General features: G+C 62.3%; 34 protein-coding genes. 19 read left to right on the top strand and 15 right to left on the bottom strand.

Annotation, left to right across the window (positions count from 1 at the left end; translation table 11 throughout):
• Positions 1-58: 58 nt before the first annotated feature.
• The 6 genes from VRB54_RS07755 to VRB54_RS07780 form a co-directional block, all read right to left on the bottom strand.
• Positions 59-454 (bottom strand): response regulator, encoded by a 396-nt coding sequence (locus VRB54_RS07755; protein WP_338480233.1) that lies wholly within the window; start codon positions 452-454, stop codon positions 59-61.
• A gap of 169 nt (positions 455-623) precedes the next feature.
• The gene (locus VRB54_RS07760) at positions 624-1,955 is read right to left on the bottom strand and encodes a deoxyguanosinetriphosphate triphosphohydrolase (protein WP_338480234.1); all 1,332 of its coding nucleotides are present in this window, start codon (positions 1,953-1,955) and stop codon (positions 624-626) included.
• A gap of 71 nt (positions 1,956-2,026) precedes the next feature.
• Positions 2,027-3,190: an EAL domain-containing protein gene (locus VRB54_RS07765; RefSeq protein ID WP_338480235.1), complete on the bottom strand. Its 1,164-nt coding sequence runs from the start codon at positions 3,188-3,190 to the stop codon at positions 2,027-2,029.
• Positions 3,191-3,293: 103 nt separating this feature from the next.
• Complete coding sequence (locus VRB54_RS07770) at positions 3,294-3,635, bottom strand: hypothetical protein (protein ID WP_003233325.1); 342 nt, start codon at positions 3,633-3,635, stop codon at positions 3,294-3,296.
• Positions 3,632-4,021, bottom strand: coding sequence for a phage holin family protein (locus tag VRB54_RS07775; RefSeq protein WP_003233323.1), 390 nt, complete (start codon positions 4,019-4,021; stop codon positions 3,632-3,634). Before VRB54_RS07775 ends, VRB54_RS07770 begins: the two co-directional genes overlap by 4 nt.
• A gap of 3 nt (positions 4,022-4,024) precedes the next feature.
• Positions 4,025-4,339 (bottom strand): DUF883 family protein, encoded by a 315-nt coding sequence (locus VRB54_RS07780; protein WP_057008372.1) that lies wholly within the window; start codon positions 4,337-4,339, stop codon positions 4,025-4,027.
• Between the two features lie 219 nt (positions 4,340-4,558).
• On the opposite strand from VRB54_RS07780, the gene VRB54_RS07785 reads away from it, so the two are divergent.
• The 3 genes from VRB54_RS07785 (at position 4,559) to VRB54_RS07795 (ending at position 6,164) form a co-directional block, all read left to right on the top strand.
• On the top strand, positions 4,559-4,795 hold the full coding sequence (locus tag VRB54_RS07785) for a glutaredoxin family protein (protein WP_338480238.1): 237 nt from the start codon (positions 4,559-4,561) through the stop codon (positions 4,793-4,795).
• A gap of 74 nt (positions 4,796-4,869) precedes the next feature.
• Positions 4,870-5,205, top strand: a complete 336-nt coding sequence (locus tag VRB54_RS07790) for a transcriptional regulator (protein ID WP_209980536.1) — start codon at positions 4,870-4,872, stop codon at positions 5,203-5,205.
• 68 nt (positions 5,206-5,273) lie between these two features.
• Positions 5,274-6,164: a pseudouridine synthase gene (locus tag VRB54_RS07795; protein WP_338480239.1), complete on the top strand. Its 891-nt coding sequence runs from the start codon at positions 5,274-5,276 to the stop codon at positions 6,162-6,164.
• A 54-nt stretch (positions 6,165-6,218) separates the two neighbouring features.
• On the opposite strand, the gene VRB54_RS07800 is transcribed toward VRB54_RS07795, so the two are convergent.
• Positions 6,219-6,440 carry a YgdI/YgdR family lipoprotein gene (locus VRB54_RS07800; RefSeq protein ID WP_015371619.1) on the bottom strand — a complete coding sequence of 74 codons (222 nt, stop codon included), beginning with the start codon at positions 6,438-6,440 and terminating at the stop codon, positions 6,219-6,221.
• Positions 6,441-6,521: 81 nt separating this feature from the next.
• Entirely contained in the window at positions 6,522-7,124 is a 603-nt protein-coding gene (gene mobA, locus VRB54_RS07805) for a molybdenum cofactor guanylyltransferase MobA (protein ID WP_338480240.1), read from the bottom strand.
• Between the two features lie 76 nt (positions 7,125-7,200).
• On the opposite strand from mobA, the gene moaB reads away from it, so the two are divergent.
• Positions 7,201-7,740 carry a molybdenum cofactor biosynthesis protein B gene (gene moaB / locus VRB54_RS07810; RefSeq protein WP_057008368.1) on the top strand — a complete coding sequence of 180 codons (540 nt, stop codon included), beginning with the start codon at positions 7,201-7,203 and terminating at the stop codon, positions 7,738-7,740.
• Positions 7,724-8,950, top strand: coding sequence for a gephyrin-like molybdotransferase Glp (gene glp / locus VRB54_RS07815; RefSeq protein ID WP_338480241.1), 1,227 nt, complete (start codon positions 7,724-7,726; stop codon positions 8,948-8,950). Before moaB ends, glp begins: the two co-directional genes overlap by 17 nt.
• A gap of 247 nt (positions 8,951-9,197) precedes the next feature.
• Here glp and VRB54_RS07820 read toward each other — a convergent pair whose 3' ends face one another.
• Positions 9,198-9,527 (bottom strand): EscU/YscU/HrcU family type III secretion system export apparatus switch protein, encoded by a 330-nt coding sequence (locus tag VRB54_RS07820; protein WP_338480242.1) that lies wholly within the window; start codon positions 9,525-9,527, stop codon positions 9,198-9,200.
• Entirely contained in the window at positions 9,524-11,101 is a 1,578-nt protein-coding gene (locus tag VRB54_RS07825) for a flagellar hook-length control protein FliK (protein ID WP_338480243.1), read from the bottom strand. The genes VRB54_RS07820 and VRB54_RS07825 overlap by 4 nt, the downstream gene beginning before the upstream one ends.
• A 199-nt stretch (positions 11,102-11,300) precedes the next feature.
• On the opposite strand from VRB54_RS07825, the gene ccmA reads away from it, so the two are divergent.
• From ccmA to VRB54_RS07890, 13 genes are all read left to right on the top strand, one after another.
• Positions 11,301-11,936 carry a cytochrome c biogenesis heme-transporting ATPase CcmA gene (ccmA, locus tag VRB54_RS07830; RefSeq protein ID WP_338480244.1) on the top strand — a complete coding sequence of 212 codons (636 nt, stop codon included), beginning with the start codon at positions 11,301-11,303 and terminating at the stop codon, positions 11,934-11,936.
• The gene (gene ccmB, locus VRB54_RS07835; protein ID WP_209980551.1) at positions 11,933-12,601 is read left to right on the top strand and encodes a heme exporter protein CcmB; all 669 of its coding nucleotides are present in this window, start codon (positions 11,933-11,935) and stop codon (positions 12,599-12,601) included. The genes ccmA and ccmB overlap by 4 nt, the downstream gene beginning before the upstream one ends.
• Positions 12,602-12,671: 70 nt before the next feature.
• Positions 12,672-13,427: a heme ABC transporter permease gene (locus VRB54_RS07840; RefSeq protein WP_338480245.1), complete on the top strand. Its 756-nt coding sequence runs from the start codon at positions 12,672-12,674 to the stop codon at positions 13,425-13,427.
• Entirely contained in the window at positions 13,424-13,600 is a 177-nt protein-coding gene (ccmD, locus tag VRB54_RS07845; protein ID WP_322213111.1) for a heme exporter protein CcmD, read from the top strand. Before VRB54_RS07840 ends, ccmD begins: the two co-directional genes overlap by 4 nt.
• A complete protein-coding gene (gene ccmE, locus VRB54_RS07850; RefSeq protein ID WP_338480246.1) occupies positions 13,597-14,058 on the top strand; it encodes a cytochrome c maturation protein CcmE in 462 nt (153 codons plus the stop codon). Before ccmD ends, ccmE begins: the two co-directional genes overlap by 4 nt.
• A complete protein-coding gene (locus VRB54_RS07855) occupies positions 14,055-16,043 on the top strand; it encodes a heme lyase CcmF/NrfE family subunit (RefSeq protein ID WP_338480248.1) in 1,989 nt (662 codons plus the stop codon). The genes ccmE and VRB54_RS07855 overlap by 4 nt, the downstream gene beginning before the upstream one ends.
• Complete coding sequence (locus VRB54_RS07860; RefSeq protein WP_338480249.1) at positions 16,040-16,576, top strand: DsbE family thiol:disulfide interchange protein; 537 nt, start codon at positions 16,040-16,042, stop codon at positions 16,574-16,576. Before VRB54_RS07855 ends, VRB54_RS07860 begins: the two co-directional genes overlap by 4 nt.
• Positions 16,573-17,046 carry a cytochrome c-type biogenesis protein gene (locus VRB54_RS07865; protein WP_338480250.1) on the top strand — a complete coding sequence of 158 codons (474 nt, stop codon included), beginning with the start codon at positions 16,573-16,575 and terminating at the stop codon, positions 17,044-17,046. The genes VRB54_RS07860 and VRB54_RS07865 overlap by 4 nt, the downstream gene beginning before the upstream one ends.
• Positions 17,039-18,223, top strand: coding sequence for a c-type cytochrome biogenesis protein CcmI (ccmI, locus tag VRB54_RS07870; protein WP_338480251.1), 1,185 nt, complete (start codon positions 17,039-17,041; stop codon positions 18,221-18,223). Before VRB54_RS07865 ends, ccmI begins: the two co-directional genes overlap by 8 nt.
• Positions 18,224-18,239: 16 nt before the next feature.
• On the top strand, positions 18,240-18,635 hold the full coding sequence (locus VRB54_RS07875; protein ID WP_338480252.1) for a hypothetical protein: 396 nt from the start codon (positions 18,240-18,242) through the stop codon (positions 18,633-18,635).
• A gap of 254 nt (positions 18,636-18,889) precedes the next feature.
• A complete protein-coding gene (gene phnN, locus VRB54_RS07880; RefSeq protein ID WP_338480253.1) occupies positions 18,890-19,492 on the top strand; it encodes a phosphonate metabolism protein/1,5-bisphosphokinase (PRPP-forming) PhnN in 603 nt (200 codons plus the stop codon).
• 161 nt (positions 19,493-19,653) lie between these two features.
• Positions 19,654-19,842 carry a type II toxin-antitoxin system HicA family toxin gene (locus VRB54_RS07885; RefSeq protein ID WP_338480254.1) on the top strand — a complete coding sequence of 63 codons (189 nt, stop codon included), beginning with the start codon at positions 19,654-19,656 and terminating at the stop codon, positions 19,840-19,842.
• 11 nt (positions 19,843-19,853) lie between these two features.
• On the top strand, positions 19,854-20,258 hold the full coding sequence (locus tag VRB54_RS07890) for a type II toxin-antitoxin system HicB family antitoxin (protein ID WP_209980583.1): 405 nt from the start codon (positions 19,854-19,856) through the stop codon (positions 20,256-20,258).
• On the opposite strand, the gene VRB54_RS07895 is transcribed toward VRB54_RS07890, so the two are convergent.
• Complete coding sequence (locus VRB54_RS07895; RefSeq protein ID WP_338480255.1) at positions 20,255-21,451, bottom strand: MFS transporter; 1,197 nt, start codon at positions 21,449-21,451, stop codon at positions 20,255-20,257. The genes VRB54_RS07890 and VRB54_RS07895 overlap by 4 nt on opposite strands.
• A gap of 140 nt (positions 21,452-21,591) precedes the next feature.
• Between VRB54_RS07895 and VRB54_RS07900 the strand changes: the two genes are divergently transcribed.
• On the top strand, positions 21,592-22,206 hold the full coding sequence (locus VRB54_RS07900; protein ID WP_209980587.1) for a DUF5666 domain-containing protein: 615 nt from the start codon (positions 21,592-21,594) through the stop codon (positions 22,204-22,206).
• A gap of 64 nt (positions 22,207-22,270) precedes the next feature.
• On the opposite strand, the gene VRB54_RS07905 is transcribed toward VRB54_RS07900, so the two are convergent.
• From VRB54_RS07905 to hyi, 4 genes are all read right to left on the bottom strand, one after another.
• Complete coding sequence (locus tag VRB54_RS07905) at positions 22,271-23,275, bottom strand: sulfate ABC transporter substrate-binding protein (RefSeq protein ID WP_209980589.1); 1,005 nt, start codon at positions 23,273-23,275, stop codon at positions 22,271-22,273.
• A 94-nt stretch (positions 23,276-23,369) separates the two neighbouring features.
• Complete coding sequence (locus VRB54_RS07910) at positions 23,370-24,194, bottom strand: ion transporter (protein ID WP_338480257.1); 825 nt, start codon at positions 24,192-24,194, stop codon at positions 23,370-23,372.
• Positions 24,195-24,330: 136 nt separating this feature from the next.
• A complete protein-coding gene (locus VRB54_RS07915) occupies positions 24,331-25,221 on the bottom strand; it encodes a 2-hydroxy-3-oxopropionate reductase (protein WP_338480259.1) in 891 nt (296 codons plus the stop codon).
• Positions 25,222-25,365: 144 nt separating this feature from the next.
• Positions 25,366-26,148, bottom strand: a complete 783-nt coding sequence (hyi, locus tag VRB54_RS07920; RefSeq protein WP_338480261.1) for a hydroxypyruvate isomerase — start codon at positions 26,146-26,148, stop codon at positions 25,366-25,368.
• Positions 26,149-26,151 lie beyond the last annotated feature (3 nt).

Genomic DNA, 26,151 nt, shown 5'->3' on the forward strand with positions numbered 1-26,151 from the left:
GCGGTTCACGTTGCTTTTCAAGTAATTTTTTCGCGTCCTGATGTTTAAAGTCCTACAGTCAGAGTTGAAACAGTGGCGCCATTAACAGTGAAAGTTCGTCCTTGTTTAATGGCTTCGGTAAGTAACCAAGGATGGGCAGGCCGCGTTGCAAGGCTTGCAGGGTCAGGTTGGAGAGCTCCATCGCCGGCAACCCGCTCAGTAGAATGGCACCGGTGATGAAATGCTGGCGGCTGGCAATTTCCACCAGCTCCAGCCCCGGCAGGTCAGGCAGACACTGGTCGCAGAGCATAAGGTCGAAAGGGGCTGTGGCGGTGCACATCGAATGGATGGCTTGTTCAGCGTTTTCTGCAAGGGTCAGTTGCTCGAAGCCGAAGCTTTTGAGCAGGCATTGGGTGGCCAGGAGTTGAAAGGGATGATCCTCCACCAACAGGATTCGAACGGTGCGAGCGGGCATGGAAGGCACACGGGGCAGTCAAGCGTCGATAGGGGGCTTGGGAATGACTCGCTGAGTCGGCCAGAAGCGTGCGCGATTATTCTTTGGATAACTGCGCGAATTCGATCAGGCCGCTCTGTTAGGGTTGTAGGCAATTTCTGCGCACATGACAGGCGGCTTGATCCCATGCTCACTTCGGACTCGAACGCCCAGTCATCTCCCGTGCCATTTGCGTGGCGTAGCTGTCGGTCATGCCGGCGATAAAGTCGATCATCCGCAGGAACGAGGCGTGCAGCGGCCAGGCCGGGTCCGGTGCGCTGTTGCCCAGCAGGTCAAGGATGCGTCGGTTTTTGAACGACGGCGTACGTCCGCCATGCTGCTCCAGGGCGGCACCGCAAAAAGCGTTCAGCAGGATTTCCAGCGTGGTGTAGGCACCGATTTCATGCAGGGTCTTGCGCTTGTCCTGAAATATTTTCTTGCGCGCCATGTCCTTGGCATCCAGTACGCAGCGCTTGGCCGGGCCGTGCATGTGCTCCACCAGATCGCCCGGCAGGGTGCCGGCCAACAAGGCGTCCTGCTGCTCAACGAAGGCGCGCGCAGCCGCGTTGGTGAGGTGCTCGATGGCCTTGCCGCGCAGGATCGCCAGCTTGCGTCGCCGCGAATCCTCGGCGCCCAGTTGCCGATAGGTCTGCGGCAAGTCGTCGCCCACCAGGTCGAGCAGCAATGACTCGACCTCGGCGTATTCCAGCAGCTCCATTTCCAGGCCGTCTTCCAGGTCGATCAAGGCGTAGCAGATGTCGTCTGCGGCCTCCATCAGGTAAACCAGCGGATGACGAGCCCAGCGTTGTTCCTCAAGTTGCGGCAGGCCGAGCTTGTGGGCGATCTGTTCGAGGATCGGCAGTTCGCTCTGATAACAGCCGAACTTGTGCTTCTTGTAGCCCAGGGCATCGGCGTGGCGTGCGGTCCAGGGGTATTTCAGGTAGGTACCCAGGGTGGCGTAGGTCAGGCGAGTGCCACCGTCGAACTGGTGGTATTCCAGCTGGGTGAGTACGCGAAAGCCCTGGGCATTGCCTTCGAAATTGAGGAAGTCGTTGCGCTCGGCGCCGCTCATGTCGTCCAGCCAGCCACGGCCCGCGGCCTGCTGAAACCAGTGGCGTATGGCGTCTTCGCCCGAATGGCCGAACGGCGGGTTGCCGATGTCGTGGGCCAGGCAGGCCGATTGCACCACCATGCCCAGGTCGCTCGGGTCGCACCAGTCGGGCAGGGCGCTGCGCAGGGTTTCACCCACGCGCATGCCCAGGGAGCGGCCGACGCAGCTGACTTCCAGGGAGTGGGTCAGGCGCGTGTGGATGTGGTCGTTACTCGACACGGGATGCACCTGGGTCTTGCGGCCCAGGCGGCGGAATGCGCCGGAGAAAATGATGCGGTCATGGTCTTTGTGAAACGGGCTGCGGCCTAGTTCTTCGGGGCTGTGCAGGGGTTTTCCAAGACGTTCGCGGGTCAGCAGGGTGGGCCAATCCAAGGCGGTTACTCTCCGTGCGGTGAATGACCCGCCCAGCTTCCCGGTTCCGCCCTGGCGGGGCAAGCAAAAATCTACAGGCCGGCTGCATCGATGTCGATTAACAGCAAACGCTGACCGTTGTCGAAGAATTGTCCGGCCGTGAGGCAGTACTGGTTGGTGGTGGCGTCGCGGTAGGTCGACGACAGGATCAGGCGCCGCTCTTCCCAGCCTTCGGCCAGCAAGTGATAGAAGTACGGGCGCCATGACCAGTTGTGGCCCAGGTAGCGGCTGTCGCTGTGCCAGGCACACTCGCGCCATTCGATATTGGGTGTCAGCTGGGTGCCGTGGCGGTCGCACTGGTAGAACCGCAACAGCCAGGGGAAATCCGTCAGGGGCGGTAATTGGTTCAGCGGCGCCTGGCCCTGGGCCCAGCTCTGCAGGATGCTCATCAGTTGCGTCAATTGCTCGCGCAGGTGCATGACGCGCCCGCGTTCTGCCAGCTTCTGCTGCACGTACGCGTTGCGCAGGTGGGCAAAGTGCGGCACGAAGGTATCGGTGGCAAACCAGTCCAACTGTGCCTGGGCAAACAGGTAGCCCTGCACATAGCGCGAGCCACATTCCAGAGCGAAGCTCAGTTGGGCTTCGGTTTCCACGCCTTCGGCGATGATCCAGCAGCCGGTCTTTTCCGCCATCTGTGCCAGCGCCCGCACCACATCGCTGCTCGGCCCGCCTTCGGCCGCCGCCTGGAACAGCCGCATGTCCAGCTTGAGGATGTCCGGCTGCAACGCCAGCACCCGATCGAGCTGGGAATAGCCGGCGCCAAAGTCATCAATGGCGATACGCGCACCGGCCTCGCGATAACGCACCACTACATCGGCCAGGCGCTGGATATTGCCGCCCAGTTCAGTGATCTCGAACACGATGCGTCGTGGGTCGACACCGTGGGTCTGCAGCTGTTTCAGGCTCGGCAGCGCCTGGCCCGGGCGCAGGCGATTGATCCAGCGGGGCGAGATATTCAGGCTCAGGAACCAGTCATGCGGCGCTTCATGCAGGCGGCTCAGGGCGTTATCGCGGATCCGCCGGTCCAGGCGACGCAACGCCGCCCCCGGCGTGCGTGGGTCGGCGAACAGGGGGCCTACCGATAGCAGACTCCCGTCAGCCTGGCGCAGGCGGCCCAAGGCTTCGACGCCGGCAATGCGTCCGGTAGCGGTATCGATAAACGGCTGGAAACAGGCGAGCGGTTGCCCGTCGATCACGGGGCCTCCTTAGCACGTGGGCAAAAAAAGACCCGACCCTCGATATCGAGGGCCGGGCCGTTTCTATCTTTAACGATGCTTGCAAGATTGCAGCCAGCGACGCTTAGCGTTTGCGTGAAGCGCCCGCCATCGCCAGTTTGATCAGCGGGATCAAGCCGGCGCCCAATCGCACCAGGCGTGTCACGCTGCTGATGCTACCGCTTTTGGCGCCCTTGCCGGTGAAGAACCCCATCAGGGTCACCGCTGCCATACCCCACAGTGGCGCGTGCTTGACGCCCAGGCTGTCCTGCCAGTTATGACGCATGTCGCGCATCTTGTGCAGGGGCGCCATCAATTGCTGGGACTCGTGGCGAATCTCCTGGCGGTGCATTTCCATGCGCAGGCGTATCAACGCCTTGCGCATGTCGCGGCGGGAGTCGGTGTTTACAACTTCATTGCGGCTCATGGCAACAGACGCTCCCGATCATTGGCCAGCTCTTCGAGGGTGGCGTGGAACGGCGTGGACTCATCGAACACCGCCGCTTTCAAACGCACCCCGCAGAAGACTGCAGCCAGGCTGTAGAACACACACAGGCAGATAATGCCGGTCAGGCGATAACCTGTATCCCACACCAGGATCATCACCAGGGTCGACAGCCCCACCAGCAACAGGAGCGCAAACACCAGCGCCAGGCCGGCGAACAGCAGCAGGCTGACGGTACGGGCTTTCTGTTCCTGCAATTCGATGCCGAACAACTCGACGTGACTGTGCAGCAAGCCCAGTACGGCTGCGCCCAGACGTCGTGAAGTCGAACCTTGGCCCGTTGACGAGCCGCTTTCGCCGATAGCCATGATTTAGCGCCTTGTAGCCAGCAGACCGATCAAAAAGCCCACGCCGGCAGCAATGCCGACAGACTGCCAGGGGTTGGCCTGCACGTAATCTTCAGTCGCGGTAACGGCCGCCTGGCCGCGCTCGCGCAGGGAGTCTTCAGTGGTTTGCAGGGTTTCGCGAGCCTTGAGCAGACTCTCGTGGATCTTGCTGCGCAGCTCGTCAGCCTGGTCGCCGGCGAGGATGGCGGTGTCGTCCAGCAGCTTTTCGGTATCGCTTACCAGGGTTTGAAAATCCGCCATGAGGATCTCTTGGGCGGTCTGTGCTGTTTTTCTGGCCATGGTTATCTCCGTGATGGGCTGATCGGTACGTGTGGTTTCGAGTCGCGGGTGGTGTCGAAGGTTCAGTGTAATTGTCTGCTGAAGCTTTTGCCGTACCTTGGTGCGCGGGCATCGCGGTTGCGCTGAATGCGGGCGGTCGGGCCGTACGCCTGGCAAGGCTGTGCCGGGCGACTGAAACGCTTAGAATGGTTGCCTGTTTTTTGATCAGGTCCCCACAGCATGCTGCCTGAATGCCAGCTGTTCGGCACCCTGGGTTGCCATCTTTGTGAAATAGCCGAGGCCGAAATCATGCCGTTGGTCGAACACGGATTGTGGGTCGAACGGATGGATATCACCGCTCCCCAGGACCTTACCGACCTTTACGGCCCAAGGATTCCGGTACTTCGCCGGGTGGACACGGGGGCCGAACTCGACTGGCCGTTCGACACTGCCCAAGTGATTGCCTTCCTTGTCTGACATACAGGGCATGGCGGATTTCCGAATATTACTTTACTGTATGTTTGTACAGCTATTGAATTGAGGGAACGCCCGTGGTGAATGTTGAACAACTGAAAAGCAGCGTCAATCGCATGTCCGTCGACATTGTGCGCGATGCGGTGAGCGAGCTGCGCCTGGACGGCCTGGTCACGGAAGGCAAGACGCCGTTCAACAAAGTGCACTTCAACACCTGCTTTGCTGAAATCGAGGCGTTGTTTCAGCGTGCCGGTTATCACAAGCAGCTGGATGTGGTGGGTTACCAGGGCTTGTTGTACGCGCTTTACGATCCGGGCCGCTGGGAAGCGGTGGACGTGTTGCGCTGGCTCAAGGAGTTTACTGAAGCGGCCAGCGCCTCGCCGATTCTGCGCACGCAGTTGGCCAAGGCCTGAGATCTGCCCTAGGCTCAATCCCGCTCCATGCGGGATAATGCCGGCCTGTTTCAGCCAAGGTCTCACGCATGTCCACTTCCGTTTTTTCCGCCTCCCGGCACCAAGCCAGTACCTTGTATTTGCCGCCCGGCCGTTGGCCTACAGTGCTCGAATGCCTGTGTGCGCATTTTCCGGCGATCAGTCGTGAGCAATGGCTTGACCGTATCGCCCGTGGCCGGGTGCTGGACAGCGACGGCAAGGCGATCGACACGCAACTGCCCTACAGGGAAGGCTTGTGCATCCATTACTTTCGTGAAGTGCCCAACGAGAAAGTGATCCCGGTGCAGGAAACCATCCTCTACGCCGACGAACATCTGGTGGTGGCCGACAAACCGCATTTTTTGCCGGTGACGCCCGCCGGTGAGTACGTCGAACAGACCCTGTTACGCCGGCTGATTCATCGCCTGGACAACCCGTCGCTGGTGCCCCTGCATCGGATTGACCGACACACCGCCGGGCTGGTGCTGTTCTCCGCCAACCCACAGAGCCGCTCGGCCTATCAGCAACTGTTTCCCACGCGGCGCATCGACAAATTCTACGAAGCCATCGCCCCGGCCTTACCCGACCTCGTCTTTCCCCTGGTGCACAAAAGTCGTCTGGTGGAGGGCCAGCCGTTCTTTCGCATGCAGGAAGGTGCTGGCGTCAGCAATACCGAAACGGCGGTGGAGGTACGCGAAAAAAATGCCGGGTTGTGGCGCTACGGCCTGTTTCCCGTCACCGGCAAAAAGCACCAGTTGCGCGTGCACATGACGGCGCTCGGCGCGAGTATCTGCAACGATCCGTTCTATCCGGACGTGATCAAGGATGCCGAAGACGATTACGCCAACCCCCTCAAGCTGCTGGCCCAGGGCGTGCGGTTTATCGACCCGGTCACCGGACAGCAACGCAGTTTTCGCAGCGGGATTACCCTCGACTGGTAACCCGCACAAACAAAAAGGCCCGCGCGAGGCGGGCCTTGTGTGCAAGCCGTGGGCTTACAGCTCTTTAACGGTGCGAACCTGGTCTTTATTCAGGCGGGTGCGCTTGCCGTCCAGTTGTTCGAACTCGTAGAAGCCCGACGACTTGTCGAACGACGGCGTATCGACGGCCTGGATTTCGCGACCGTCATTCAGGGTGATCACTGTCGGCGAGGCGCAACCGGCGAGGGTGGCAAGGCCCAGTGCAAGCATGAGAGCGGCGATGGTCCGTTGAGTCATGAGTTTGTCTCCGAGAGAATACTGCTTCTTAATGGCTGACCTTGAGACGTGTACGACGCCTGCAAGTTCCTTGTGCGAGGTTCATTCTGACACGCCGGACCTTTGAAGCAACAGTTCCGGCGTATTCAGGTTGGCCAGTCGCGGGTCATCGGCCGGGCATTGCAGGCCGATTGCACCGCATTGCAGGAAGATTCTGCGCGGGCTGCGCTCACCGGCGTCCCAGGCCCGTTCCACCTCGGCTCCGAGGGCTGTGGGAATAATGCAGATCAGGGGTTCCCAGAATTCGCCGTGGCGCACCATGACCGGCAGTCGGGGATTGCGTTGCGCCTTCTCACAAAGGTCGGCAAGCAATCGCGCGTCGATCTGCGGTACGTCGCACGGGAGTATCAGCAAGTGCGCGTGACGTGCGGCGGCCAGTCCTACACGAATGCCTGCCAAAGGCCCGGGGAAATCCGCATCGTCGTCGCTCACCAGTTGATCGGCATACGGCGCGTACCGCTCGTGGTTACGGTTGCACGAGATGATCAGGTCATCGGTGAGCGGTCGCGTCAGGCGCTGCAGGTGGGCGATCAGGGGCTGGCCGCGCCAGTCCAGCAGGCCCTTGTCCTGACCGCCCATGCGCTGGCCGCGGCCTCCGGCCAGCAGCAGGACCGAGCAGGGCAGTGGGGAAGAATCAACAGACATGGCGGCTCCGCAGCGGCAGCTCAACAGGGGCCTGTGATATAACACCGGGCTGTTCCTTCGACAACCGGACCGAGCCATGAAAGCCAAGGCTGATGCGCCTTTCGTACCCCTGAATATCGCCGTACTGACTGTCAGCGACACCCGCACCCTGGACACCGACACCTCGGGGCAGGTCTTCGTTGACCGTCTCACCGCCGCCGGCCACCGTCTGGCCGAACGCGTATTGCTCAAGGACGACCTCTACAAGATTCGCGCCCAGGTGGCCCACTGGATCGCCGAAGACGTGGTGCAAGTGGTGTTGATCACCGGCGGCACCGGCTTCACCGGCCGCGACAGCACCCCCGAAGCCGTAAGCTGCCTGCTCGACAAGCAGGTCGATGGCTTTGGCGAGCTGTTTCGCCAGATTTCCGTGGCCGATATCGGCACCTCCACCGTGCAGTCCCGCGCCCTGGCCGGCCTGGCCAATGGCACGCTGGTGTGCTGCCTGCCGGGTTCCACCAACGCGGTGCGCACTGGCTGGGATGGCATCCTCGCCGAGCAACTGGATAACCGCCATCGCCCCTGCAACTTCGTACCCCATTTGAAGCAGGCCGAGCCCTGTGAATCACGTGGGTAAGCCCGGCAAGACCGGCGCCCTGATGCCGGTGGAAGAAGCCCTGCAACGCTTGCTGGACATGGCTGACGCGGCGCACATTAGCGAGCGCGAAGTGCTGATGCTGGCTGATTGCGATGGTCGCGTGCTGGCGCAGGATTTGGTGTCCACCCTCGACTTGCCGCCCTGGCCCAACAGCGCCATGGACGGCTACGCGCTGCGTGTGGCGGACTGGAATGGCAAGCCATTGGCGGTGAGCCAGCGCATCTTCGCCGGCCAGGCGCCGACGCCGCTGGCGGCAGGCACTTGTGCACGGATCTTCACCGGTGCGCCGCTGCCGGAGGGCGCCGACTGCGTGGAAATGCAGGAGAACGCGGTGGTTTATGCCGATGAGCGCGTGAGTTTCAGCGAGCCGCTACAGGCGCAGCAGAACATCCGCCCCCAGGGCCAGGAAACCACCGTCGGTGATAAGGTCCTGGCCGCCGGCACGCGCCTGGGCCCTATAGAACTGGGACTGGCTGCGTCGCTTGGACGTGATCGCCTGGACGTGGTGCGCCGCGTGCGCGTGGCCGTGTTGTCGACCGGTGATGAGTTGATCGAACCCGGGCTGCCCCTGGGCCCAGGCCAGATCTACAACAGCAACCGCCGCGTATTGTGCAGTTGGCTGACGCGCATGGGTTGTGAAGTGATCGACGCCGGCATCCTCCCGGACGATCTTGAACAGACCCGCACGCGCCTGGCAGGCCTTGGCAGCGTCGACCTGATCCTGTCCACCGGCGGTGTTTCCGTAGGCGAAGCGGACTTCCTTGGCATCGCTCTGCGTGAAGAGGGCGAACTGGCCCTGTGGAAGCTTGCGATCAAACCCGGCAAGCCGCTGACGTTCGGACATTTTCGTGGCGTGCCGGTGATTGGCCTGCCCGGCAATCCAGCGTCCACCCTGGTGACCTTCGCGCTGCTGGCCCGGCCTTACCTGTTGCGCCGCCAGGGCGTGCCTGACGTCGAACCGCTGCGTTTCAACGTACCGGCGGGATTCGTCTGGCCCAAGCCCGGCAACCGCCGCGAATACCTGCGCGGACGCATCGAGCAGGGCCAGGCGATCATCTACCGCAACCAGAGCTCCGGCGTACTGCGCAGTGCGGCGTGGGCCGAGGGTTTTGTGGAAGTGCTGGAGGGCACCACGCTGGCTCTCGGAGACCGCGTCAGCTTCATCCCCTTGAGCGAAGTCCTGAACTGACCACCGATCCCACTGTGGCCGAGGGTAAGCCCTCTCTTGTATCAAACAAAAATAACCTGTTGATTTTAAAGCCTGAAATTTCAGGCGACCCAATCTCTGTGGCGAGCGGGCTTGCCCCGCGTTGGGCTGCGCAGCAGCCCCAAAACCATGCGCTGAGCAGTGTCAGGTACAACGCGTGCTCTTTAATGGGGGCGCTTCGCACCCCAACGCGGGGCAAGCCCGCTCGCCACATTGAATCCTGGGTGGTTCAGTAATCGTCGCCGCGCTCGGTAACGTCGCGCTCCACCGGCCCGGCATCCGGGTCGTAGTCCACCGGGAATTTACCTTTCAGTGTCCACGCAAACGCGATGATCTCCGCGATGGTGCGGTACAGCTCTTCGGGAATACTGTCGCCCAGTTCCATGCGCGCCAGCAGCTTAACCAGCTCGGCATTTTCATAAATGGGCACCTCGTTTTCCCGGGCCAGCTTGAGAATGGCTTCGGCCAGGGCGTCGTCGCCCTTGGCGGTGAGGGTCGGCGCCTGCTGGCCGTCGTACTTGAGGGCAATCGCCTGGCGGGGTGAGTGGGCGTCATTCATGCGGTTTCATCCACCCAGCGTTGTTCCAGTCCGGTTTTGGGGCCGCGTGGCGGTGTGCCCAAATGGCAATCGAGGTCGCCGACGTTGATGCCGGATGTCACCAGGCGTTCGCGCAACGTGCCCAGATGGCTTTCGATCAGGCTGGCCGTAAACGGCCGTGTCGCCCACAACTGGCTGGACAGTTTGCCCTGGCTCAACTGCGCCTGGACCTGCAACGGCCCCAGCGGCTCCATGTCGAACGCCAGCTCGACGCGCCAGAGCATCTGCCTGGCGTCCTTGCTGGCTTTGCGTTCGGGCTCATCCTTGTCCGGCGCGGGCTCCTCGCGCTGGAACTTGACCTGCAACGGCACGATGTCCTGCAGGTTACGCATGGGGATCTCCATCTGCCAGGTGCTTTGCAGGCGGCCATCGGCGGTGAGACCGGTTTGTTCCAGGCTCGACAGTTGATGGCTCTGTAGCCGGGAAATCGCTCCGGCCGCCAGGCGCAGCAGGTTTTCCAGATCGCCTTCGCCTTCCAGTTTCGCCATCAGCCGCTCGGGCAACGGGAAGCCGGCGGGCGCCTGGCGCGCGCCGACCTGTCCGAGTGTACCCAGCGGGCTGCGCACGAAATTCGGCATGGCCTGGGCCAGCGTGTTGGCGGCAAGAATGGCGTTCAGGTTGGTGGACGCGGGCAGGGCGGGCAGCAGGTCGGCGACCAGGCGCAGCAGCGCGCCTTTCATATCCAGCGGCGGAATCTGCGGGTTTTGCCCGACCAGTAATCTGGCTTCAAGAAAAGCACCGCTGTTCTGGATCACTTGCGCCAGCACCTTGGGATTGCTCACCTGGGCCAGATCCGGCAACGCCGCCAACAAACGGTCGGCCGCCGCGCGTAGATCGGCTGAGACGCTGTCGCCACGGGGCAGGTTCTGCAGGGCGGTGAACACCGCATCCAGCGAGCCCTGACGACTTTGCTGGGTCGCGAGCTGCTGGGTGACGGCCAGTTGGTCCTGGAGCCCGCTCAGCGGCACAAAATTCAGGGTTTGCGCATTCTGCACCACGGCGCTGAGCAAGCTGCCCACCCGCAACGGCTGCGGGCTCTCCACCGTCAGGGTGGCGCCAGCCAAGGCGTTATTGAGCACCGTAACCAGCGAGCGGTAGACCGCCGGTTGCGCAGTGCCCTGGGGCAGCACCTGAGTGGTCAGCACCTTGGCCTGCAACAGCGTGCCGACCGGCAACTGCTCAGTGTCAAGGCTGGTTAGGGCGGCGACATTGGCGCTCATGGCCTGCTGCAGGCTCAAGGTCAGGTTGCCTGCCTGCGTCTGGCTGACCGCGACGTTGCTGCCCAATGGCAGCGGTTGCGGGCTGCTGGCCTGCACCAGCGTCTGGCGGCCGCCGTCGAGCGTCAGCTTGAGCAGCAACTGAAACGCCTCACCGCCTTGTTTGAGCGCGATGACTTCGGCATTCGCGGTTTTTCCCACGTCGATCAGCCCGACCTGTGGCTCCAGCAGTTTCAGCAACTGGCCCACCGCGGGCGCAGCACTGGGCCCTGCCGCCGGGGCGGGAGCAAGCGTGGGAAGGTTGATTTCACCGGTCATCGTGCGCGCCATCTCTGGGGAAATTGCCCTCTTTAGCGTAGGGCATCGCATGTATAATGCCGCCCGTGCGCACAGAGAGCGCTAAAAACCTCACAACCATTTGATCCAGCTCTCTAAATCAGTCGCCAAAGCCGTTATTGTGCTGCTCTCTATAACGGCCGCCGCACCGCCGACTTGAACCGTAAAGGCCCACGATCTTTTGACCAGCCCTCTTCTTGAAGCCATAGCGCTTGCCTGTGAACGCGACCTGCGTCTGCTGTTCGAACACCTCGAATTGCGGATCGCGGCGGGCGACATGGTGCAGGTCAGCGGCCCCAACGGCAGCGGCAAGACCAGTCTGCTGCGCCTGCTGGCCGGGTTGATGCAGCCGACTGCAGGCGAGGTGCAGCTCAACGGCAAACCGCTGAACGAGCAACGCCGCGAGCTTGCACGCAACCTGATCTGGATCGGCCACGCCGCCGGGATCAAGGATGTGCTCAGCGCTGAAGAAAACCTCGGCTGGCTCTGCGCCCTGCATCGCCCGGCCAGTCGCGACGCGATCTGGCAGGCCCTGGCCGCTGTCGGCCTCAAGGGCTTTGAAGACGTGCCGTGCCACACCCTGTCTGCGGGCCAGCAACGGCGCGTGGCGCTGGCGCGTCTGTATCTGCCCGGCCCGCCGTTGTGGATCCTCGACGAGCCGTTTACCGCCCTGGACACACAAGGCGTCGCCCAACTCGAAAAGCACCTGGCCAGGCACTGTGAGCAGGGCGGCAGCGTAGTGCTCACCACGCACCACACCCTCGCGCACACGCCCGCCGGTTACCGCGAGCTGGACCTGAGCCGGTGGCCGGCATGAGTGTGTTCGCCCTGCTGGTCGCCCGCGAGGCGCGGCTGTTGTGCCGCCGCCCGGCCGAGCTGGCCAACCCCTTGGTATTCTTCGCCATCGTCATTGCACTGTTCCCGTTGGCAGTCGGTCCCGAGACCGGGCTGTTGCAAACCCTGTCACCGGGGCTGGTGTGGGTGGCCGCGCTGTTATCCGTGCTGCTGTCGCTGGACGGGCTGTTTCGCAGTGATTTCGAAGACGGCTCCCTGGAGCAGTGGGTCCTTTCGCCGCACCCGTTGCCGCTTCTGGTATTGGCCAAGGTGCTGGCACACTGGGTGTTTTCCGGCCTGGCGCTGGTGTTGCTCGCGCCGCTGCTGGCGATGATGCTGGGCTTGCCCGTCGAGTGTCTGCCGGTATTGTTACTGTCTTTGTTGCTCGGCACGCCGGTGCTCAGCCTGCTGGGGGCAGTGGGCGCCGCGTTGACCGTCGGTTTGAAGCGCGGCGGCCTGCTGCTGGCCCTGTTGATTCTGCCGTTGTATATCCCGGTGTTGATCCTCGGCAGCGGCGCGTTGCAGGCCGCGCTCATGGGGCTGCCGGCCAGCGGTTACCTGTTGTGGCTGGGCAGCCTGACCGCCCTGGCGGTAACCCTGACACCCTTTGCCATAGCGGCCGGCCTGAAAATCAGCGTTGGCGAATAATGAGGTCTGGCTCGGCCAGTAAAGACCCTAAGCGTTTTGCCACGGCAAGACGCAACCGTGAGAAACAGCAATGAACTGGACCTGGTTTCACAAGCTCGGCTCGCCCAAATGGTTTTACTGCATCAGCGGCAAGCTGCTGCCGGGGTTGAGCATCGCCGCACTGCTGCTGATCGGCACCGGCCTGGTCTGGGGCCTGGCCTTCGCTCCGCCGGACTATCAGCAAGGCAACAGTTTTCGCATCATCTACATCCACGTGCCCGCCGCCATGCTGGCGCAGTCCTGCTACGTGATGCTGGCGGTGTGCGGCATCGTCGGGCTGGTGTGGAGGATGAAACTGGCCGACGTGGCGCTGCAATGCGCAGCGCCCATCGGTGCATGGATGACCGCCGTGGCATTGGTGACGGGGGCGATCTGGGGCAAACCCACCTGGGGTTCGTGGTGGGTGTGGGATGCGCGCCTGACCTCGATGCTGATCCTGCTGTTCCTGTATTTCGGCCTGATTGCCCTGGGCAACGCGATCAGCAACCGTGACAGCGCGGCCAAGGCCTGCGCGGTGCTGGCCATCGTCGGCGTGATCAACATCCCGATCATCAAATACTCGGTTGAGTGGTGGAATACCCTGCACCAGGGCGCCACCTTCACCCTCACCGAAAAACCGGCAATGCCCGTGGAAATGTGGGCGCCACTGCTGCTGATGGTGTTGGGCTTCTACTGCTTCTTCGGCGCCGTGTTGCTGCTGCGCATGCGCCTTGAAGTGCTCAAGCGTGAAGCCCGCGCCAGTTGGGCCAAGGCCGAAATACAGCGCTGCTTGGGAGTACGCCCGTGAGCTTCGCTTCGTTCAGTGATTTTCTCGCGATGGGCCACCACGGCCTGTATGTGTGGACAGCCTACGGCATCTGCCTGGCGGTGCTGGCCCTCAACGTCTGCGCGCCGATCCTGGCCCGCAAGCGTTACCTGCAACAAGAGGCGCGTCGTTTGCGCCGGGAGACCGAAAAGTGAATCCGCTGCGTAGAAAGCGCCTGTTGATCATCCTCGCCATCATGGCCGGTGTCGGCATTGCCGTGGGCCTGGCGTTGAGTGCGCTGCAGCAGAACATCAACCTCTTCTACACGCCGACCCAGATCGCCAACGGCGAAGCGCCTCTGGACACGCGGATCCGCGCCGGCGGCATGGTGGAAAAAGGCTCGTTGAAACGTTCCGGCGACTCCCTGGACGTGACCTTCGTGGTCACCGACTTCAGCAAGGCCGTGACCATCACCTATCGCGGTATCCTCCCGGACCTGTTCCGCGAAGGCCAGGGCATCGTCGCCCTGGGCAAGCTCAACGCCAGGGGCGTGGTGGTGGCCGATGAAGTGCTGGCCAAGCACGACGAGAAATACATGCCGCCCGAGGTGACCAAAGCCCTTAAAGACAGCGGCCAGTCCGCGCCAACCCCGGCCAGGGAGGTTAAGCCATGACGTCCGCATTGTTTATTCCGGAGCTTGGCCAGTTGGCGATGATCCTCGCCCTGTGCTTCGCCGTCGTGCAGGCCGTGGTGCCGTTGCTCGGCGCCTGGCGCGGCGACCGGCTGTGGATGAGCCTGGCGCAGCCGGCCGCCTGGGGCCAGTTTGCCTTCCTGCTGTTCGCGTTCGGTTGCCTGACCTACGCCTTCATGACCGACGACTTTTCCGTCGCCTACGTCGCCAACAACTCCAACAGCGCCTTGCCCTGGTACTACAAGTTCAGCGCCGTGTGGGGCGCCCACGAAGGCTCGCTGTTGCTGTGGGCCTTGATCCTCGGCGGCTGGACCTTCGCCGTGTCGGTGTTCTCGCGCCAATTGCCGCAGGTGATGCTGGCCCGCGTGCTGGCGGTGATGGGCATGATCAGCATCGGTTTCCTGCTGTTCCTGATCATGACCTCCAACCCGTTCAGCCGCATCCTGCCGCAAATCCCGATGGACGGGCGCGACCTTAATCCGTTGCTGCAGGACATCGGCCTGATCGTGCATCCGCCGATGCTCTACATGGGCTACGTCGGGTTCTCCGTGGCCTTCGCCTTCGCCATCGCTGCCTTGCTCGGCGGGCGCCTCGATGCGGCCTGGGCACGCTGGTCGCGGCCATGGACCATCGTCGCCTGGGCCTTCCTCGGCATCGGCATTACGCTGGGTTCGTGGTGGGCCTACTACGAACTCGGCTGGGGCGGCTGGTGGTTCTGGGACCCGGTGGAAAACGCCTCGTTCATGCCCTGGCTGGTGGGCACTGCGCTGATTCACTCGCTGGCGGTTACGGAAAAGCGCGGCGTGTTCAAAAGCTGGACGGTGCTGCTGGCAATTGCCGCGTTTTCCCTCAGCCTGCTCGGCACGTTCCTCGTGCGTTCGGGGGTGCTGACGTCGGTGCACGCGTTCGCGTCCGACCCTGCGCGGGGCGTGTTCATCCTGATCTTCCTGCTGTTCGTGGTCGGCGGCTCTCTGACCCTTTTCGCCCTGCGCGCACCGGTGGTCAAGAGCCAGGTGGGCTTCAACCTGTGGTCGCGGGAAACCCTGCTGCTGGGCAATAACCTGGTGCTGGTGGTGGCCGCCTCGATGATCCTGCTCGGCACCCTGTATCCGCTGGTGCTGGATGCTCTGAGCGGCGCCAAGCTGTCGGTCGGCCCGCCGTATTTCAACGCGTTGTTCATTCCGTTGATGGGCCTGCTGATGGTGGTGATGGCAGTCGGCATGCTGGTGCGCTGGAAAGACACCCCGCTGAAGTGGCTGGCCGGCATGCTGATGCCGGTGCTGCTGGGCAGCGTGGCCCTGGCAGTCATCGCAGGCATTGCCTATGGCGACTTCAACTGGGCGGTGCTCGCCACCTTCCTGCTGGCGGGCTGGGTATTGCTCGCCGGTATGCGCGACATCGTCGACAAGACGCGCCACAAAGGCTTGATCAAAGGCCTGCCGGGCCTCACTCGCAGTTACTGGGGCATGCAGATTGCGCACCTGGGCATTGCGGTGTGCGCGCTGGGCGTGGTGCTGTCCAGCCAGAACAGCGCCGAGCGCGACCTGCGTCTGGCACCGGGCGAATCGATGGACCTGGCCGGTTACCACTTTATTTTCGAAGGCGCCAGGCACTTTGAAGGGCCGAACTTCACCTCCGACAAAGGCACCGTGCGCGTCATTCGCAACGGCAAGGAAGTGGCCGTGCTGCACCCGGAAAAACGCCTGTACACGGTGCAGAGTTCGATGATGACCGAAGCCGGCATCGACGCCGGTTTTACCCGCGATTTGTATGTGGCCCTGGGCGAACCGTTGGGCGAGGGCGCCTGGGCGGTGCGCGTGCACGTCAAACCGTTCGTGCGCTGGATCTGGTTCGGCGGCCTGCTCACCGGCGCAGGCGGTTTGCTGGCGGCGCTTGACCGGCGTTATCGCATCAAAGTTAAAACCCGGGTGCGCGAAGCCCTCGGCCTGCAAGGAGCTGCGGTATGAAGCGTGGGTTGATGCTGGTGCCATTGGTGTTGTTTCTGCTGGTGGCGGTGTTTCTTTATCGCGGGCTGTACCTGAACCCCGCCGAGCTGCCGTCGGCCATGATCGGCAAGCCGTTTCCCGACTTCTCATTGCCCAGCGTGCAGGGCGATAAAACCCTGACCCGCGCCGACCTGCTGGGCAAGCCGGCGCTGGTCAACGTGTGGGGCACCTGGTGCATCTCCTGCCGCGTCGAGCACCCGGTGTTGAACAAGCTGGCCGAGCAGGGCGTGGTGATCTACGGCATCGACTACAAGGACGATAACGCCGCCGCGCTGAAATGGCTGGCCGAGTTTCACAACCCTTATCAACTCAATATTCGCGATGACGACGGCAACCTCGGGTTGAACCTTGGCGTGTACGGCGCTCCGGAAACCTTCTTCATCGATGCCAGGGGCGTGATCCGCGACAAGTACGTCGGCGTGATTGACGAGGCGGTATGGCACGAGCAACTGGCCGCCAAGTACCAGGCGCTGGTCGATGAGGCCAAGCCATGAAGCGCCTGCTTGCCGCTGCCGTGCTGGCCCTGGGATTGGCCGGTGTGGCCCACGCTGCCATCGATACCTATGAATTTGCCAGTGACGCCGAGCGCACGCGGTTTCGCGAACTGACCAAAGAACTGCGCTGCCCCAAGTGCCAGAACCAGGATATCGCCGACTCCAACGCGCCCATCGCCGCCGACCTGCGCAAAGAGATCTTCCGCATGCTGGGGGAGGGCAAGGACGACCAGCAGATCATCGACTTCATGGTCGACCGCTACGGTGAATTCGTGCGCTACAAACCGGCCCTCAACGCCAAAACCGCGCTGCTCTGGTTCGGGCCTGCCGGGTTGTTGCTGACGGGGCTGGTCGTCATGGCGGTGATCGTGCGTCGTCGGCGTGCTGCACCGACCAATGGATCCGACGCGCTGTCCCCTGAGGAGCGCAAACGTCTCGACCACTTGCTGGATGCCAAGACCGATGATTGATTTCTGGCTCGCCGCCGGCTTGCTGCTGTTGACCGCCCTGAGTTTTCTGTTGATTCCCGTGTTGCGCGACCGGCGTGCCCAGCGTGAAGAGGATCGCACCGCACTGAACGTCGCGCTGTATCAGGAGCGCCTCGCCGAGCTGCAAGTGCAGCAACAGGAAGGCGTACTCAACGCTGCGCAATTGGAGACCGGCCGTGCCGAAGCTGCGCGCGAGTTATTGGCCGACACCGAAGGCGTGCAACTGCCCCGCGAGTCGCGCCTGGGCAAACCGCTGCCATTGTTGGCGGCGTTTCTGGTCCCGGTGCTGGGCGTTGCGCTGTACTTGCACTACGGCGCCAGCGACAAGGTTGAACTGACCCGCGAGTTCTCGCGGCCGCCGGTGTCCATGGAAGACATGACCCACCGCCTGGAGCGCGCCGCTGCGGCCCAGCCCGACTCGGCCGAAGGCCTGTATTTCCTTGGCCGCGCCTATATGGGTCAGGGCCGTTCTGCCGATGCCGCCAGGATGTTCGAACGCACCGTGGCCCTGGCCGGGCGCCGGCCGGAATTGCTCGGGCAGTGGGCGCAGGCGCAGTATTTTGCCAACAACAAACAATGGTCGCCCAGGATTCAGGCACTCACGGACGAAGCGTTGAAGCTGGATCCTAAGGAAGTCACCAGCCTCGGCCTGCTTGGCATCGCCGCGTTCGAGGGCCAGCGCTATCAGGCAGCCATCGACTACTGGAATCGCCTGTTGGCGCAGTTGCCGGCCGAAGACAACTCCCGCGCCGCACTGCAGGGTGGCATCGACCGCGCGGCGCAGAAACTCAAGGAGGGCGGCGGTGTGGTGGCGCAAAAGTCGGTGATGACGGTGCGCGTGGACCTGTCCGCCGAGGTAAAAGCCAACGTTTTGCCCACCGACAGCGTGTTCATCTTCGCCCGCGCGGTAAAGGGCCCGCCCGCGCCGCTTGCGGTCAAGCGTGTGACCGTCGCCGAGCTGCCGATCACCGTCGAACTGGGGGATGCCGACGCGATGATGCCGTCGTTGAAACTGTCCAACTTCCCTGAAGTCCAACTGGTTGCGCGCATATCCCGGGCAGGTATTCCAACCGCCGGCGAGTGGATCGGCCGCAGCCAACCCCTGGCCAGCAGCACCACTGCGTTGCAGCCGCTGACCATCGACAGTCCGGACCCGTAACTTCGAGGAAACGCCCATGACCGCCATTGCACGCATCACCCTGCTCAGCCTCGTACTCGGCTTGAGTGCCTGCGCGGTCCACCGCCCACCTCCGGCGCCTACCGGCCCTACCATCCCGCCGTCAGGCCCGTCGACGCAGCCGAGCACCCAACCTTCCGGCCCGGTCGCGCCACAGCCCAAGCCTGTACCGAGCAAATCCCCTACCTTCGCCCCGCCACCCGGCGCCGCCAGCCACTGGGACGGCAAGATGCAGGTGTATGTGCTGGAAGAGCAGCCCGACACCTTCTACCGCCAGCGCACCTACTACCGCTGGAGCAACGGCTGGAGCCGCTCCATCAGCCCGAACGGGCCATGGGAAGAAACCGACGTGCAGGGCGTGCCGCCGGGGTTGAGCAAACAGTATGCACAATGACAAAAGGCGACCTTCGGGTCGCTTTTTCCATCTCGTAAAACACTGTGGGAGCTGGCTTGCCTGCGATAGCGGCGGATCAATTGGTAAACCTGCTGCTGACACACCGCTATCGCAGGCAAGCCAGCTCCCACAGGAGATTTTATTCGGCCATCAAGCCGAGGTATTTCCGACTCCGCATACCAGTGGGTGTGTGGCGGTCCGCGCTCCGGTAAGGTAGCCCCCATGTCTGGAAAACAAGCAAACAGGGTGTATTGATGGCCGGCAGGTTGATCTATCTCATCGGGCCGTCGGGTTCGGGCAAGGACAGCCTGTTGGACGCCGCACGCTCACGTTTGGCCGAGCAGGGTTGTCGCATTGTGCGCCGCGTCATCACGCGTTCGGCGGAAGCGGTGGGCGAGGCGGCGCAGGGTGTGAGCCCGGAGCAGTTTGCCGCGCTGCAGGCTCAGGGCGCATTTGCCCTCAGTTGGCAGGCCAATGGGTTGTCCTACGGCATCCCGCGCGAGATCGACGACTGGCTGGCGGCGGGGGAGGACGTGCTGGTCAACGGCTCCCGTGCGCATCTGGCGCAAACCCGCGAGCGCTACCCGGGCATGGGGGTGCTGTTGCTGACGGTGGATCACACCCTGTTGTGCCAGCGCCTGATCGCGCGGGGGCGTGAGTCGTTGGCCGATATTGAGGATCGCCTGGCGCGCAATGCGCGGTTCACGGCGCAGATGATCGCCGATAATGACGCCGGGTTGTACGTACTCGACAATTCCGGCGCTCTGGAAGATACCGTCGAACATCTCTTGTCAGTCCTGCTGAAAATCCAGTGTAGGAGGGGGCTTGCTCCCGATGGCGGTGGAACCGTCGCCTGATGAACTGACTGATCAAGCAAGCCCCTCCTTCACTGGATCCGCATCGTCCTTCGCTACCCCAATATCCCGTCACATAACCGGCAGTCACCCAGCTGAATTTTGTGCTTGAGTAAAGATAACTCTAGGGTTATTTTTAATCGGGCCAAGCCAAGGAGGCCGAGGTGCAAAGCAGGTTGTTGATCAAGGAACTGCAGGAAGCAGGTTGGGTGCTGGATCGCGTCACGGGCAGCCATCATATTTTTACCCACCGCTATAACCCGTACACGATCCCGGTGCCCCATCCAAAAAAGGATTTGCCGCTGGGCACCGTCAGCAGCATCAGAAAACGCGCCGGTCTGTTTCAGTTTTAAGGAGAGCATGCATGCAATACCCAATCTGTATCGAATGGGGCGATGACTTCACCGCCACCGGCATCCAGATCCCCGACATTCCCGGCGCTGTCACCGCCGGGGACAGTTTTGAAGAGGCGTACAACGCAGCGGTGGAAGTCGCACACATCATGCTGCAGGAGATTGCCGCAGAGGGCGGGGTGATTCCGATGCCAACGTCGGTGGCCAATCACCACGCCGACGAAGCGTACGCCGGCATGGGCTGGGGGATGCTGGAGCTGGATATTTCGCCCTATCTGGGCCGGACCGAGAAGGTCAATGTGACCTTGCCCGGTTATGTTATCCAGCGCATCGACCGCTATGTGCGCGAGCACAAGGTCAAAAGCCGCTCGTCATTTCTGGCGGACGCGGCATTGGAGAAGTTGGTGCGTTCCTAGGCGGTTGCTACCGCCGCGTGCCGTGATGCACTCAGGAAGCGCAGCAACGCCAGCAGCGGGAATGCGCTGCCCACCAGCATCACGCCCAGCCAGCCGCCGTGTTCATACACGCTGCTGGCAATCGCCGAGCCGAAGGCGCCGCCGATGAAGATGCTGGTCATGTACAGCGCATTCAGGCGGCTGCGGCTGTTGGCGTCGAGGGCATAGATGGCGCGCTGGCCGAGCACCATGTTCATCTGTACGCAGAAATCCAGCACCACGCCGGTCACGGCCAGGCCGATGACGCTGTACAACGGATGCACCAGGGCCGGCAGGAAGCTCAACGCGGCAAACAGCATGGCCAGCAGCGAGGCGCGATGGGTGTGGCCCGCGTCGGCCAGACGGCCGGCAATGGGCGCGGCGATGGCGCCGATGGCGCCCACCAGGGCGAAGAGTGCGATCTGTGTCTGGCTCAGACCGTGGTTGCGCACCAGCTCCAGCGGAGCGGCGGTCCAGAACAGGCTGAAGGTGGCGAACAGGCAGCCCTGATAAAACGCGCGCTGGCGCAGTAGCGGTTGTTCACGCAGCAGTGTGCCCAGGGAGCGCAGTAACTTCCCGTAGCTGGCGCTGTGGTCGGGTTGACGCTTGGGAATGGTCAGCATCAGCACCACGCTGATAAACGCCATCAACGCGGCGGCCGCCATGAACATCGCGCGCCAGCCGAAGTGGTCGGCCACCAGGCTGGACACCGGCCGTGCGAGCAAAATGCCGAGTAACAAGCCGCCCATGATGCTGCCCACCACCCGGCCACGAGATTCGGCGGGCGCCAGGTGCGCGGCCAGCGGGATCAGGATCTGCACCGACACCGAACTGAAGCCGATCAGCAGTGACACCAGCAGGAACAGGTTCGGCTGCTCGGTAAATGCCGCGCCCAGCAGGCTGGCGATGGCGACCACGGTGGTGGTGATCATCAGCTTGCGGTTTTCCAGCAGGTCACCCAACGGCACCAGAAAAAACAGGCCCAGTGCATAACCGATTTGCGTCAGCGACACGATCAGGCTCGCCATCGCGGGTGTCAGGCCGATGTCCGGCGCGATCAGTTCGATGATCGGTTGTGCATAGTAGATGTTGGCCACAATGGCGCCGCAGCAAAACGCAAACAGCATCACCATGCCTCGGGTCATGCTGCTTGTAGCGTGGGACGTAGCGTTCATGGTGTTCTCATAAAGCAAGGGAGGATGGCGAGCGAGAGTAGAGACAACGCCCTGGGACGAGTAGGCTGTTTGGCGTGATATTACTTATGTCGGGCAATGATACATTCAGTCACAACTGCCGAAACAGGAAATCCACTGCGATGAAGATCACGTTGAACAAGATGATTTTGGCCTCAACCCTCGCCGCTGCCATGGCGGTTGGCCTGGCGCATGCGGCCGAGGCCCCGCGCGTTGGCGTACGCGGCGCCATCACCGCGATGGACGGCGATGCCATGCACGTCAAGGTCAATAGCGGCGAAGACGTCGTCGTGCACCTCACTCCGGCCACCCAGGTGCGAGCTGTGACCCTGACCAAAATTGATCAGATAAAACCGGGCAGCTACATCGGCTCGGCTGCCATGCCCAATGCCGACGGCACCCTGACCGCCCTTGAAGTCCACGTATTCCCCCCGGCCATGGCCGGCACGGGTGAAGGGCATCGCGCGTTCGATTTAAAGGAAGGCAGCAGCATGACCAATGGCACCGTCGGCGACCTGGTGGTCAGCAACGGGCGCACGTTGACCGTCAGATACAAGGGCGGCGAGCAGAAGATCGTGGTGCCGGATGATGTGCCGATCGTCAACCTGGAGCCTGGGGATCGCACGTTGCTCAAGCCGGGCGTAAAGGTGGTGTTGTTCGCGTCGCAGGGGGCGGGCGGGAAAGTGACTGCCCAGGCGATCTCTGCCGGGAAGGATGGCGTGACACCGCCGATGTAATTGGCGAATGCAAAACCAATGTGGGAGCAGGCAAGCCAGCTCCCACAGTTATGACCGCGTTTGATTATTGACCGGAGTAGATCTGGTCAAACACCCCGCCATCATTGAAGTGGGTCTTCTGCACGGTGCGCCAGTCGCCAAAGGTCTTCTCCACCGACAGGAAGTCGACTTTCGGGAAGCGGTCGGTGTACTTGGCCAGCACTGCCGGGTCACGGGGGCGCAGGTAGTTGTTGGCGGCAATTTCCTGACCTTCGGGCGACCACAGGTACTTCAGGTAGTCTTCGGCGGCTGCGCGGGTGCCCTTTTTGTCGACGACCTTGTCGACCACCGACACTGGCGGCTCGGCCTCGGCGGAGACGCTTGGGTAGATCACTTCGAACTGATCGCGGCCGAATTCACGGGCGATCATTTCCGCTTCGTTCTCGAAGGTCACCAATACGTCGCCGATCTGGTTGGTCATGAACGTGGTGGTCGCGGCGCGGCCACCGGTGTCCAGCACTGGCGCCTGTTTGAACAGCTTGCCGACGAAGGCCTTGGCCTTGTCTTCGTCACCACCGTTCTTGAGTACATAGCCCCATGCCGACAGGTAGGTGTAGCGGCCGTTACCGGACGTCTTGGGGTTGGGCACGATCACTTGCACGCCGTCTTTCAACAGGTCCGGCCAGTCTTTCAGGGCCTTCGGGTTGCCCTTGCGCACGATGAACACGGTGGCCGAGGTGAACGGCGCGCTGTTGTTCGGCAGGCGTGTGACCCAGTTGTCCGGCACCAGTTTGCCGTTATCGACCAGGGCATTGATGTCGGTGGCCATGTTCATGGTGATCACGTCGGCCGGCAGGCCATCGATGACCGAGCGCGCCTGTTTGCTGGACCCGCCGAAGGACATCTGCAGGGTCAGCTTGTCGTTCGGGTGCTCGCTGTCCCAGTGCTTCTGGAAGGCTGCGTTGTAGTCCTTGTAGAAATCGCGCATCACGTCATAGGAGACGTTGAGCAGTGTGACGGGGGCTGCCTGCACGGCGCCCGCGAGGGCAAGGCCGGCGGCCAGGAGAGAGGCGCTAACGAGTTTTTTCACTGCTCATTCCTTGTTGTTCGAGAAGAGGGGAGGCACTTTGCCAGCGACTATAGCGGCACCCGCATAGCGCCTTAAAGATTAAAAAGAACTTTGCTTATTCCACTTTCTTGAAAAGGTTACTGCCACAGCGCGAACAGAACGCCGCATTGGGCTCATGGCTGTCTTTCTTGCACACCGGGCAGTCGGTTTGCAGCTGTTCACCGCGCATGGCACTGGCCAGTTCGGCGGTGAAAATGCCGGTGGGCACGGCGATGATCGAGTAACCGGTGATCATCACCAGTGACGAAATCACCTGGCCCAGCGGGGTCTTGGGCACGATATCGCCAAAGCCCACGGTGGTCAGCGTCACGATCGCCCAGTAGATGCCCTTGGGAATGCTGGTAAAGCCGTGCTCCGGGCCTTCGATCACGTACATCAGGGTGCCGAACACGGTCACCAGGGTGCACACACTGACCAGGAACACTACGATCTTCTGCTTGCTGCCGCGCAGCGCTGCCATCAGGTAGTTGGCCTGCTTGAGGTAGGGGCTGAGCTTGAGCACGCGGAAAATCCGCAGCATGCGGATGATGCGGATGATCAACAGGTACTGGGCGTCGCTGTAATACAGCGCGAGGATGCCGGGCACGATGGCCAGCAGGTCCACCAGCCCATAAAAACTGAAGGCATAACGCAACGGCTTGGGCGAGCAATACAGGCGCAGGCAGTACTCGACGGCGAAGATCAGCGTGAAGCCCCACTCGATATAGGCCAGCACATTGGCGTAGTTCTGGTGGACCTGGTCGATGCTGTCGAGCATCACGATCACCAGGCTGGCAAGAATGATCAGCAGCAGGATGCCGTCAAAACGCCGCCCGGCCACGGTGTCGCTCTGGAAAACCATGACGTAGAGCCGCTGACGCCAATCGTTATTGCTGTGCATAAAGAACGCCCGAATCGAAGGTCGGGCAAGCCTAGGGGGATTCGAAGGGGCTGTCCATGCGGGGGCGGGTTTTGGGTGAGTCAGAGAGACCGTGGTGGACCCATCGGGAACAAGCCCCCTCTCACAGGGACTGCATTTACTGGTCGCGAATCGAGAAGTTCGCCATGTGCTCCAGGCCCTTGATCAGTGCCGAATGGTCCCAGTTGCCACCGCCGAGTGCCGTGCAGGTGCTGAACACCTGCTGGGTGGCGGCGGTATTGGGCAGGTTGATTCCCAGCTCCTTTGCCCCGGCCAGCGCCAGGTTCAGATCCTTCTGGTGCAGGTTGATACGAAAGCCCGGGTCGAAGGTGCCGTTGATCATGCGTTCACCGTGCACTTCGAGGATTCGGGAGGCGGCAAAGCCGCCCATCAGCGCTTCACGCACCCTGGCCGGGTCGGCGCCGTTTTTTGCCGCGAACAGCAATGCTTCGGCCACCGCCTGGATGTTCAGCGCCACGATGATCTGGTTGGCTACTTTGGCCGTCTGGCCATCGCCATTGCCGCCGACCAGCGTGATGTTCTTGCCCATGCTCTGCAGCAGCGGCAGGGCGCGCTCAAAGGTCTGCGGCTCACCGCCGACCATGATGCTCAGGCTGCCGGCCCTGGCGCCGACTTCACCACCCGACACTGGCGCATCCAGGTACTGCGCGCCGGTTTCATTGATCTTCGCGGCAAAGGCTTTGGTGACCGTGGGCGAGATCGAACTCATATCGATCACCACCTTGTCTGGCGACAGGCCGGCGGCCACGCCGTCGGCGCGGAACAGCACGTCATCGACCTGTGGCGTGTCGGGCACCATTACGATGATGAACTCGGCTTCCTGGGCGACTTGCTGCGGGTTGGCCAGCGCTACGGCGCCGGCCGCGATCAGCTCGGCCGGAGCCTTGCCGTGGTGCTCTGACAGGAACAGTTGGTGACCGGCTTTCTGCAGGTTGGCGGCCATGGGTTGGCCCATGATGCCGGTGCCGATAAATCCGATTTTAGCCATGAAAAAATCCTCTTTTTATTACACAGCAGGTCCCATATGGGAGGGGGCTTGCCCCCGATGACGGTGTGTCAGATAAAACAGCACTGACAGACCCACCGCTATCGGGGGCAAGCCCCTCCCACATTTGGTTCTGTGTTGTGTTTGTTAGATCGCGTTGTGAGTTTTGAGCCAACCCAAACCAGCTTCGGTGGTGGTCAACGGCTTGTATTCACAGCCGACCCAACCCGTGTAGCCGATGCGGTCCAGATGTTCGAACAGGAAGCCGTAGTTGATCTCGCCAGTGCCCGGCTCGTTGCGCCCTGGGTTGTCGGCCAGTTGGATGTGGTTGATCACATCCAGGTGAGTGGCCATGGTCCGGGCCAGGTCGCCCTCCATGATTTGCATGTGGTAGATGTCGTATTGCAGGAACAGATTTTCACTGCCCACCTGCTCGCGGATCGCCAGGGCTTGCGCGGTGTTGTTGAGGTAGAACCCCGGGATATCGCGGGTGTTGATCATTTCCATCACCAGCCGGATGCCTGCCGCCTGAAGGTGTTCGGCGGCGTACTTGAGGTTGGCGACAAAGGTCTGCTCCACGGTTTTATCGTCCACCCCTTCGGGGCGGATGCCCGCCAGGCAGTTGACCTGGGTATTGCCCAGTACCTGGGCGTAGGCGATGGCGAGCGTGACCCCCGCGCGGAACTCCTCGACCCGGTCAGGGTGGCACGCGATGCCGCGCTCACCTTTGGCCCAGTCACCGGCCGGCAGGTTGAACAGCACCTGCGTGAGGCCGTTGGCCTCGAGCTGCGCCTTGATTTCGGTGGAGCCGAACTCGTACGGGAACAGGTATTCGACGCCGGCGAAACCGGCGTCGGCGGCCGCCTTGAAGCGAGCGAGGAAATCCTGTTCGGTAAACAGCATGGACAGGTTGGCGGCAAAGCGCGGCATAGG

Source organism: Pseudomonas trivialis (assembly GCF_036864995.1).
GTDB classification, from domain to species: domain Bacteria; phylum Pseudomonadota; class Gammaproteobacteria; order Pseudomonadales; family Pseudomonadaceae; genus Aquipseudomonas; species Aquipseudomonas trivialis.

Coding starts and splice junctions, on each gene's coding strand:
- ccmI (WP_338480251.1), top strand. CDS start 17,039: ATGATTGATTTCTGGCTCGCCGCCGGCTTGCTGCTGTTGACCGCCCTG.
- ccmB (WP_209980551.1), top strand. CDS start 11,933: ATGAGTGTGTTCGCCCTGCTGGTCGCCCGCGAGGCGCGGCTGTTGTGC.
- hyi (WP_338480261.1), bottom strand. CDS start 26,148: ATGCCGCGCTTTGCCGCCAACCTGTCCATGCTGTTTACCGAACAGGAT.
- VRB54_RS07770 (WP_003233325.1), bottom strand. CDS start 3,635: ATGAGCCGCAATGAAGTTGTAAACACCGACTCCCGCCGCGACATGCGC.
- VRB54_RS07875 (WP_338480252.1), top strand. CDS start 18,240: ATGACCGCCATTGCACGCATCACCCTGCTCAGCCTCGTACTCGGCTTG.
- VRB54_RS07780 (WP_057008372.1), bottom strand. CDS start 4,339: ATGGCCAGAAAAACAGCACAGACCGCCCAAGAGATCCTCATGGCGGAT.
- VRB54_RS07890 (WP_209980583.1), top strand. CDS start 19,854: ATGCAATACCCAATCTGTATCGAATGGGGCGATGACTTCACCGCCACC.
- VRB54_RS07775 (WP_003233323.1), bottom strand. CDS start 4,021: ATGGCTATCGGCGAAAGCGGCTCGTCAACGGGCCAAGGTTCGACTTCA.
- VRB54_RS07825 (WP_338480243.1), bottom strand. CDS start 11,101: ATGACCGGTGAAATCAACCTTCCCACGCTTGCTCCCGCCCCGGCGGCA.
- VRB54_RS07800 (WP_015371619.1), bottom strand. CDS start 6,440: ATGACTCAACGGACCATCGCCGCTCTCATGCTTGCACTGGGCCTTGCC.
- VRB54_RS07915 (WP_338480259.1), bottom strand. CDS start 25,221: ATGGCTAAAATCGGATTTATCGGCACCGGCATCATGGGCCAACCCATG.
- VRB54_RS07900 (WP_209980587.1), top strand. CDS start 21,592: ATGAAGATCACGTTGAACAAGATGATTTTGGCCTCAACCCTCGCCGCT.
- VRB54_RS07755 (WP_338480233.1), bottom strand. CDS start 454: ATGCCCGCTCGCACCGTTCGAATCCTGTTGGTGGAGGATCATCCCTTT.
- moaB (WP_057008368.1), top strand. CDS start 7,201: ATGAAAGCCAAGGCTGATGCGCCTTTCGTACCCCTGAATATCGCCGTA.
- VRB54_RS07840 (WP_338480245.1), top strand. CDS start 12,672: ATGAACTGGACCTGGTTTCACAAGCTCGGCTCGCCCAAATGGTTTTAC.
- VRB54_RS07795 (WP_338480239.1), top strand. CDS start 5,274: ATGTCCACTTCCGTTTTTTCCGCCTCCCGGCACCAAGCCAGTACCTTG.
- phnN (WP_338480253.1), top strand. CDS start 18,890: ATGGCCGGCAGGTTGATCTATCTCATCGGGCCGTCGGGTTCGGGCAAG.
- mobA (WP_338480240.1), bottom strand. CDS start 7,124: ATGTCTGTTGATTCTTCCCCACTGCCCTGCTCGGTCCTGCTGCTGGCC.
- VRB54_RS07785 (WP_338480238.1), top strand. CDS start 4,559: ATGCTGCCTGAATGCCAGCTGTTCGGCACCCTGGGTTGCCATCTTTGT.
- VRB54_RS07855 (WP_338480248.1), top strand. CDS start 14,055: ATGACGTCCGCATTGTTTATTCCGGAGCTTGGCCAGTTGGCGATGATC.
- VRB54_RS07895 (WP_338480255.1), bottom strand. CDS start 21,451: ATGAACGCTACGTCCCACGCTACAAGCAGCATGACCCGAGGCATGGTG.
- VRB54_RS07860 (WP_338480249.1), top strand. CDS start 16,040: ATGAAGCGTGGGTTGATGCTGGTGCCATTGGTGTTGTTTCTGCTGGTG.
- VRB54_RS07820 (WP_338480242.1), bottom strand. CDS start 9,527: ATGAATGACGCCCACTCACCCCGCCAGGCGATTGCCCTCAAGTACGAC.
- VRB54_RS07865 (WP_338480250.1), top strand. CDS start 16,573: ATGAAGCGCCTGCTTGCCGCTGCCGTGCTGGCCCTGGGATTGGCCGGT.
- VRB54_RS07910 (WP_338480257.1), bottom strand. CDS start 24,194: ATGCACAGCAATAACGATTGGCGTCAGCGGCTCTACGTCATGGTTTTC.